The organism is Mesorhizobium sp. M7A.F.Ca.US.014.04.1.1, assembly GCF_003998745.1.
Lineage (GTDB): Bacteria > Pseudomonadota > Alphaproteobacteria > Rhizobiales > Rhizobiaceae > Mesorhizobium > Mesorhizobium ciceri.
Map to the genome: position 1 here is coordinate 1 of NZ_RZRW01000268.1, position 7,834 is coordinate 7,834.

At 62.8% G+C, this 7,834-nt stretch carries 8 protein-coding genes; 3 read left to right on the forward strand and 5 right to left on the reverse strand.

The window, feature by feature from the left end; genetic code table 11:
* The first annotated feature begins 250 nt into the window (after window positions 1–250).
* Window positions 251–715, forward strand: a complete 465-nt coding sequence (gene rirA, locus EOA22_RS18315; RefSeq protein ID WP_013531245.1) for an iron-responsive transcriptional regulator RirA — start codon at window positions 251–253, stop codon at window positions 713–715.
* Between the two features lie 123 nt (window positions 716–838).
* Here the strand turns inward: rirA and EOA22_RS18320 are convergent, their stop codons facing one another.
* Genes EOA22_RS18320 through hemP form a run of 5 tightly spaced genes read right to left on the reverse strand, consistent with a single transcriptional unit; the run spans window position 839 to window position 4,957 of the window.
* Window positions 839–1,630, reverse strand: a complete 792-nt coding sequence (locus EOA22_RS18320) for a heme ABC transporter ATP-binding protein (RefSeq protein WP_063168164.1) — start codon at window positions 1,628–1,630, stop codon at window positions 839–841.
* A 6-nt stretch (window positions 1,631–1,636) separates the two neighbouring features.
* Window positions 1,637–2,734 (reverse strand): iron ABC transporter permease, encoded by a 1,098-nt coding sequence (locus tag EOA22_RS18325; RefSeq protein WP_063168165.1) that lies wholly within the window; start codon window positions 2,732–2,734, stop codon window positions 1,637–1,639.
* Between the two features lie 11 nt (window positions 2,735–2,745).
* Complete coding sequence (locus EOA22_RS18330; protein WP_063168166.1) at window positions 2,746–3,654, reverse strand: hemin ABC transporter substrate-binding protein; 909 nt, start codon at window positions 3,652–3,654, stop codon at window positions 2,746–2,748.
* Between the two features lie 11 nt (window positions 3,655–3,665).
* Complete coding sequence (locus EOA22_RS18335) at window positions 3,666–4,727, reverse strand: hemin-degrading factor (RefSeq protein ID WP_063168167.1); 1,062 nt, start codon at window positions 4,725–4,727, stop codon at window positions 3,666–3,668.
* A 23-nt stretch (window positions 4,728–4,750) separates the two neighbouring features.
* A complete protein-coding gene (gene hemP, locus EOA22_RS18340; RefSeq protein ID WP_063168168.1) occupies window positions 4,751–4,957 on the reverse strand; it encodes a hemin uptake protein HemP in 207 nt (68 codons plus the stop codon).
* Window positions 4,958–5,155: 198 nt separating this feature from the next.
* Here hemP and EOA22_RS18345 point away from each other — a divergent pair, with 198 nt between their 5' ends.
* The gene (locus EOA22_RS18345) at window positions 5,156–7,354 is read left to right on the forward strand and encodes a TonB-dependent hemoglobin/transferrin/lactoferrin family receptor (protein ID WP_082826469.1); all 2,199 of its coding nucleotides are present in this window, start codon (window positions 5,156–5,158) and stop codon (window positions 7,352–7,354) included.
* A gap of 5 nt (window positions 7,355–7,359) precedes the next feature.
* Window positions 7,360–7,803, forward strand: coding sequence for a hypothetical protein (locus EOA22_RS18350; RefSeq protein ID WP_063168170.1), 444 nt, complete (start codon window positions 7,360–7,362; stop codon window positions 7,801–7,803).
* Window positions 7,804–7,834: the final 31 nt, after the last annotated feature.

Genomic DNA, 7,834 nt, shown 5'->3' on the forward strand with positions numbered 1-7,834 from the left:
GCCTATCTAGTGTTCCGACGGCCGAAATACCCGCGACAGCCGGTTTCGCCCGGCATCTTGCCCGGCTGCGCACACAAAGTTGAGGAGAAAATTCATCTATCGCGCCAAGCTAGTCTGGAATTATTCCAAGGTATAGGCCATATTCCGCCTGGGCCAATGTGGCGAATCCGGAATTTCGGGTCAAAGCCGCATCAGCAAAATTTCCAGATCTGGCGTGGGTTGCACCGCCCCAGTGCCTTGTGAGGACAATATGCGGCTTACGCGCCAGACCAACTATGCCATGCGCATCTTGATGTATTGCGCGGCAAATGACGACCGATTGAGCCGTATTCCCGAGATCGCGGCCGCCTATTCTGTGTCGGAGCTTTTCCTGTTCAAGATCCTGCAGCCGCTGGTCGAGCACGGCCTCGTCCAGACCGTGCGTGGCAGGAATGGCGGCGTCAAGCTTGGCCGGGCGGCCGAAGCCATCAGCCTGTTCGATGTCGTGCGCGTGACGGAAGAGAGCTTCGCCATGGCCGAATGCTTCGAGAACGATGCCGCCGAATGCCCGCTCGTCGACAGCTGCGCGCTGAACTCGGCGCTGCGCGAGGCCCTGAATGCGTTTTTCGCAGTGCTCGCCCGCTATACGATCGCCGATCTGGTAGCGGCGCGGCCGAATGTACGCAACCTGCTCGGCATCGACATGCTGATGGAGCGCCGCGCCCCGGCTGCCTAGCGTATTTCTCCCCGTTCTGCGGAGAGAAATGCCCGGCAGGGCAATGAGGGGCGGCGCCGACTTCGACAATTGGCGGGAGAAGCGCAGGAAACCGCCATTCGCAGGCCCGGCCTCACCTGAATATCAATAGACCGCCGACTGCGGCAGCACGAACGGCATATTGCCCGCCGGCAGCACGCCGACCTTGAGCCGGCAGTCGAACACTTTCTCGATCAGATCATCGCTCAGCACGTCCCGCGGCGATCCGGCGGCGGCCAGCCGGCCGCGATGCATGACGAAGATACGCTCCGCATACATGGCCGTCAGATTGAGGTCATGCAGGATGGCGACCACGCCACCGCCCCTTCTGGCGAAGTCGCGGGCAATGTTCATGATGATCAGCTGGTGCTTGATGTCGAGGCTGGACACTGGCTCGTCGAGGAACAGAAAGCGCGGCTTGCCGTCGAGCACCGGCGCCCAGACCTGGCATAGCACGCGCGCCAACTGAACGCGCTGTTGCTCCCCGCCGGAAAGCTCCTGGTAGAAACGGCCGGCAAAGCCGTCGAGATCGACACGCGCCAGCGCCCGTTCCGGCAGCCGCGCATCCTCGCCCGGCAAGGCGCCCGAACGGCCGCCGACAAGACCAAGCTTGACCACTTCCCGCACGGTGAACGGGAACGACAGCGTCGTCGCCTGCGGCAGCACCGCGCGATGGACGGCTGCCTCGGCCGGCTTCATCGTCGAGAGATCTCGGCCGTTGAGGGCAACGCGGCCGGTATAGGCGAGCTCGCCGGAGAGCGCTTTGAGGAAGGTCGTCTTGCCCGAACCATTGGGGCCGACGACGGCGGCGATCTCGCCGGGCCGCGCGTGGAAATCGACACCACTGACGATAGGCTTGCCGGCGATATCAACCGAAACATCCTTTGCCTCGATCATCAAGCCTCACAAATCAACCACGCCGCGCTTGCGCAGCAGGATCCAAAGGAAGAACGGCGCGCCCGCTATCGCGGTGACGATGCCTATCGGCAGTTCGGCCGGCGCAACGATGGTGCGTGCGACCGCATCGGCCAGAAGCAGCAGCGAGGCGCCGAGCAGCGCCGACGCCGGCAGCAGATAGCGATTGTCCGGACCAATCAGCAGGCGCAGCAGATGCGGCACCACGATGCCGACGAAGCCGATGCCGCCGCTGACGGCGACGGATGCGCCGACCGCGGCGGAGACGCCGACGATGGCCGTGTATTTCAGCCGCTGCACCGGAATGCCGAGATGGCCGGCGGTCGCCTCGCCAAGCGCCAGCGCGTTGAGGCCGCGTGCCAGGAACGGCATCGCCGCCAGCGCCAGGACGATGATCGGCCCTACCGACGCGATCTTCGCCCAGGTCGCACCACCGAGCGATCCGAGTTGCCAGAAGGTCAGGTCGCGCAACTGGCGATCGTCGGCCATGAAGATAAGGATGCCGGTCAGCGCCATGGCGAGCGCCGCCAGCGCGATGCCCGCGAGCAGCATTGTGGCAACCGAGGTTTGCCCCCGCCGCGTCGCGACCTGATAGAGCATCAGCGTGGTGGCGAGCCCGCCACAGAAGGCCGCCAGCGGCAGGGCAAGCGTGCCGAGCAAGACTGTCACCGGAGCCAATATCGTCGCGCCGAGCACGATGACGGCAACCGCGCCGAGGCTGGAGCCGGCCGAGACGCCGATCAGGCCGGGGTCCGCCAGCGGATTGCGGAACAGCCCCTGCATGACCGCGCCGGAGACGGCGAGCGCCGCGCCGACCAGCATGCCGAGGATGACGCGCGGCAGGCGGATGTCATAGACGATCAGGCTGTCGCGGGCGCTCAACGCGGCGTCGTCAGGCACTGCGCCGAACAGCCAGCCCCCGATGACGTTGGCGGCCGATGCGTCCGAAGCCCCCGATGTCAGCGACAGAAAAACGGCAGCCGCGAGCCCCAGGCACAGCAGAAGGATGACGATGCGGGCGCGGCCCGACCGGTCGCCTTCGGATACGCTTGCCATCACCGGGCCGGCGATCGATTGATCGACCATGATCTGCCTGCTCAGTCCGTGACCTGCCCGCCATAAAGCGAGACAGCGAGGTCGTGGATGGCATCAGCCGTGCGCGGCCCGAAGCCGAGCAGATAGGCGCCGTCGATGCGGATCAGCTTGTGCGCCGTTCCGGCCGGCGTGGAGGCGATCGACGGATTGACGAACAGTTCGTCGTCCGAAACCGGAGGCCCGGCATTGCTCATCATCAGGATCACGTCAGGCCTGGCGGTTATGATCGCCTCGTCGGACATCTGCTTGTAGCCGGAAAAGCCCTCGACCGCGTTGACGCCGCCGGCCAGCTTGACCATGCCGTCGGCGGCGGTCTCGCTGCCGGCCGCCAGAATCTTGCCACCCTGTATCGACAGCACGAACAGGATGCGCTTGCGCTCCTTGATCGAAGCCGTCTGCTTCTCGGCGGCCGTGAGCTTGGCATCGAGCTCCTTGGCCAGCACCTCGGCCTTGGCGTCGACGCCGAGCGCCTTGCCGACGATGCGGACCTTCTCGAGAATGCCTTCGTGGCTGTAGTGCTCGGGCACCTCGATGAACGGCACGCTCGTCTTCTTCAAGACATCGACTGCTTCCTTGGGGCCGCTGCCATGCAGCGCCAGGATGCCGGTCGGGTCGACCGACAGCACACCCTCCGGCGACAGCGCGCGCATATAGCCGACATCGGGCAGCTCAAGCGCCGCCTTTGGGAACCGGCTGGTGGAATCGCGTGCCACCAGATGCTTTTCCTGGCCGAGAGCATAGACGATCTCGGTGATCGAGCCGCCAATGGCCACGATCTTTGAAGGATCGGCAAACACGGCCGTGCCTTCCGCGGCGCTGGCGGGTTGCAGTGCGATAACAGCCATGGAGAGACCGATCACCGGCCCCAAAATAGATCCGCGCACAGCCGACAATCTTGGGAAAACACTCATAGCATTTTTTCTCAGGCTGCAGTCGGGCTTGGGATGCGCGGCAGGTTTTCCGCCAGGAAGCGCCAGTCGTCTCGCTCGCTTTCGCCTTCATGACGCTTGCCGAAGAACTGGATGATCATCTTGCCGTCGGCGTCATAGACCTCGAGCGAGGTGACATGACCGTCCTTGGTCGGCTTGCGCACGGCCCAGACCTCGTGGATGTGGTCGGTGCGCAGATGCAGGTGGAAGGTTTCGTCCAGCACGTTGATCCATGGTCCCATCGGCTTGATCGACTTGATCGGACCGGAATGGATCTGGATGCAGCCGCGGTTTCCCACAAAGCACATGATCGGCATCTCGCCCTCCGCGGCATGATGAAACATGGCCCGGACCGCCTCATTGTCGAGCTGCCAGGCATAGTCCTGCCCAACCAGGCGCACCGCCTGCCGGCGGCTTAGTTTCAGCGTCTTCAGCATACCAAAGAACTGGTGCACGTCGGTCAGCCGGCTCCAGCGGTCACGCAGATCGTCGAGATTGGCGGCCGCTTCGTCGCCATGGATCTCGTCATCGGGGAGTGGCCCCGAGATGTCGACCGTCGGTTCCTGGTTGGACGATTCGAGCGCGGCGACCAGCTTCTGATAGGCATAGAGGCTGGAGGCCGGCCGCAGATGCACCTTGTGCACGGCCTCGCCTGCCGCATCGAAGAACTGGAGGCTGCGGCGGATTTCGTCGCCGTCGCGCTTCTCGATGGCAAAGCCGTGCGCCCAGACCTTCGGGAAGATGCGCAAGTCGATGTTTTCGCCAAGCACCATGGCATTGTGGGTGCCGGTGACGACCTTGTCATAGACGCCGATCTTCTCGTGCACCGCGCTGTCATTGCGGGTCAGCGCCATGACCTCGCCGACGGCCTCGAGGCCGGTCAGAAGATCGTTGACGCGCGGCTCGATGCGGACGACGCCGTCGCCGCAATGCGCCGCGACCAGTTCGGCTTCCGAAATGCCGAGATGGGCAGCCAGATCACGCTCGCGCGTCTTCGGATTGTCTGTCCGTGCCCGCCGGATTTCATGCGGGGCGGGTTTTACGCGCTGATCCATGTCTCGGTCCCTGTTGCCTTGTCTTACTTGTTGAGAATGAGCTTGCCCTGGCGGGTGATTTTCAGCCGGTAGAGTGCACCGTGATGCTCGATGCCTATCTCGTGCTCGCCCTGGAACAGGGTGTTGCTGGAAAGGGTTCGTACCGCCAGCGGAACCCGGTCGAAATGGGGGGAGGCATCGTCGGGACGGCGGACGCGATAGCGAAAATCGTTGGGATTGTGGGTGTTCATCTGGATGGATCCCTTTCCTGTGCCGGGCGTCTGGCTAGGCGTTGCGTAATCCGATTCATTTCTTGACTTGAATAATCATGTTTACTAGTCAGTGCAATACCGGATTAAATGAGTCAACATTTAAGACGTCGGCGACGATCAAAAATGCCAGCCAGCCCCGGGCCAGCCAGCATGAAACCTGGACTTTGGAGTTGGGGCATGGGGTTTGTGACTTGGGAATGGCGCGGCCGGTCGGCGGCGAACGGCGCGGCGGCATTGCTGGCAAGCGTGGCGGCGATTGCCTTATCGGCGCAACTGGCCAACGCCCAGCAGGCGGCGCAGACGACAGATCAAACGAAGAAGGCTGAAGAGGAAAAGGCAGCACCAGCGGGAGCAACGCTGCTCGACAAGATCCTCGTCATCAGCCGCACCGGCGAGACGGCGATCGAATCGCTGGCATCGGCCAGCCATATCGGCCAGGAACAGCTCGACCGCCGCATGGCGACGACGCCCAATGAGATGCTGCTCGGCGTGCCCGGTGTCGCGGCGCAGGCCGACGCCAGGCGCGTCAGCACCAGCATCAACATCCGCGGCCTGCAGGATTTCGGTCGCGTCGCAGTCATCGTCGACGGCGCACGACAGAATTTCCAGCGCTCCGACCACGGCACGCAGTCGACCTTCTACATCGACCCCGAACTCGTCAAATCCGTGGATGTTATCCGTGGTCCTGTAGCCAACACCTACGGCTCGGGCGCCATCGGCGGCGTCGTCTTCTTCGACACCAAGGATGCCGAGGATTTCCTCAAGCCTGACGAGACATGGGCCGGTTCCGTCACGGGACGCTATGAGAGCAACGGCAAGGGCTGGACCACAAGTGCATCCGGCGCCTACCGCATTAACGAGAATTGGGACGTGCTGGGCAACATCGTCTACCGCGACTATGACGACTACAAGGATGGCGGCGGCGACACCGTCAAGGGCACCGGCTTCGACGTGCTGAGCGGACTGCTCAAGACCAGCATACGCCCGACCGACAACAGCGAACTGAAGCTCGGCTGGGTCGGCTCAAGCGATGGCTGGAACGAGATCAGCGGCGGTGCGCCGGTCAATGACGTCGACCTGAAGTCGAACACCTTCACGGCGCGCTACAACATCACGGATGAGGACAAGAGCTGGCTCGATCTCCACATCAACACCTCCTACAACAAGACCAACCTCGATCTGACCAGCCTTGTCCCGCAAAACCGCTTTGATCCGGTCACCGGCCTTCCCGTTGTCTTGCCGGCGGGATCGCAGTCGACATTCGACGTCGGCACCACCGGCATCGACATCTGGAACACGTCCCGGTTCGAGACGAGTGGGATCGCGCACGAGCTGACCTATGGCGGCGACTGGGTCGGCGATAACGTCGAGACCGGCGGCGCGGCTGGTGGCGACAGTTTCTACACGCCTTCGGGCAAGCGCAACGTTTCGGGCGCCTATGTCCAGGACAAGCTCACCTGGGAGTGGCTCGAAGTCATCGCCGGGCTGCGTTACGACAACTACAGTCTCAAAGATGACACCCACGACATTTCCGGCGACAGGGTATCGCCGCGCATCACCGTCGGCGTCTCCCCGTTCGAATCCGCAGGCCTTGCCGGCCTTCAGTTTTATGGCACCTATGCCGAGGGCTATCGCTCGCCATCGATCGCCGAGACGCTGATCAGCGGCAATCATCCGGCAGGCGTCAGCTTTCCGTTCCTGCCCAATCCCAATCTGCGGCCGGAGACTGGAAAGACCGTCGAATTCGGCGTCAACTACAAGCAGAACGACATCCTCGAAGCCGGCGATGCGCTGCGCATCAAGGCAGCGTATTTCAACAATGATGTCGAAGATTACATCGATGGCGTTACCCTGTCGCGGTTTGACCCGACAGCCGGTTGCCCGAGCGGACCCGGTATCCCGATATGCTTCCAGTACCAGAATTTTGCCAAGGCCAAGATCGACGGCTTCGAACTGGAGGGCGTCTATGATGCCGGATGGGGCTATGCCGGCCTCTCGGCTTCAATCACCAATGGTCACACCATTTCCTACAAGGGTGTGGAAGCGGATCTCGCCACGATCCCATCATCCCAGGTCACCGCGCAGCTCGGCTTGCGCTTCCTCGAGGACAAGCTGACCGTCGGCGGCGAAGTGCAATACAATGGCAAGCCCAAGGGCAATCCGATCGCCGAGGACTACACGCTGGTCAATGCCTTTGCCAGCTACCAGGCGACGGACAATTTGAAGATTGATTTCCGCGCCGACAATCTGTTCGATGTCAAATACGCCAACCCGCTTAACCTGACCACGGCTGGCCAGCCGCCGCAGCCGGTTTTCGCGGCCTACGAGCCCGGCATAACGCTGAAGCTGGCGGCAACGATGCGGTTTGGAGGCTGATTGCCATGACGAGCTTGACGACACCCCTTCGTCTGCTGACCTCGATGCTGGCGATGTCGCTTGCGATGGTTTCGGCGTGGGCGCAAGAGTCCGCGCCGGCCCCCACGCTCACCCTGGAACTCAATGGCGCGCAACCTTCCGACAAGGGTTGCCGCCTGAGGTTCGTGGTCAACAACAATCTCGGCGCCGACCTGTCCAAGGCTGCCTTCGAGATCGCCTTGTTCAACGAGGCAGGCGTCGTCGACCGGCTGACCGTGCTCGATTTCAAGGAATTGCCGGCCGGCAAGACCAAGGTGACGCGTTTCGATCTGGCCGGCACCGAGTGCTCGAAAGTCAGCCGCGTGCTGATCAACAGCGCGACCGAATGCACCGGTACCGGCGTCGAACCGAACGCCTGCATGCGCAAGCTGAAGACGGACACCAAGACCGGTATCGCCTTCGGCGTCTGAGGTGGGACTGCATCCCGCATTCCTGCAAAAC

Bases quoted from the DNA above. Each gene is read 5' to 3' on its own strand.
- rirA (WP_013531245.1), top strand. From the start codon at position 251: ATGCGGCTTACGCGCCAGACCAACTATGCCATGCGCATCTTGATGTAT.
- EOA22_RS18320 (WP_063168164.1), bottom strand. From the start codon at position 1,630: ATGATCGAGGCAAAGGATGTTTCGGTTGATATCGCCGGCAAGCCTATC.
- EOA22_RS18325 (WP_063168165.1), bottom strand. From the start codon at position 2,734: ATGGTCGATCAATCGATCGCCGGCCCGGTGATGGCAAGCGTATCCGAA.
- EOA22_RS18330 (WP_063168166.1), bottom strand. From the start codon at position 3,654: ATGAGTGTTTTCCCAAGATTGTCGGCTGTGCGCGGATCTATTTTGGGG.
- EOA22_RS18335 (WP_063168167.1), bottom strand. From the start codon at position 4,727: ATGGATCAGCGCGTAAAACCCGCCCCGCATGAAATCCGGCGGGCACGG.
- hemP (WP_063168168.1), bottom strand. From the start codon at position 4,957: ATGAACACCCACAATCCCAACGATTTTCGCTATCGCGTCCGCCGTCCC.
- EOA22_RS18345 (WP_082826469.1), top strand. From the start codon at position 5,156: ATGGGGTTTGTGACTTGGGAATGGCGCGGCCGGTCGGCGGCGAACGGC.
- EOA22_RS18350 (WP_063168170.1), top strand. From the start codon at position 7,360: ATGACGAGCTTGACGACACCCCTTCGTCTGCTGACCTCGATGCTGGCG.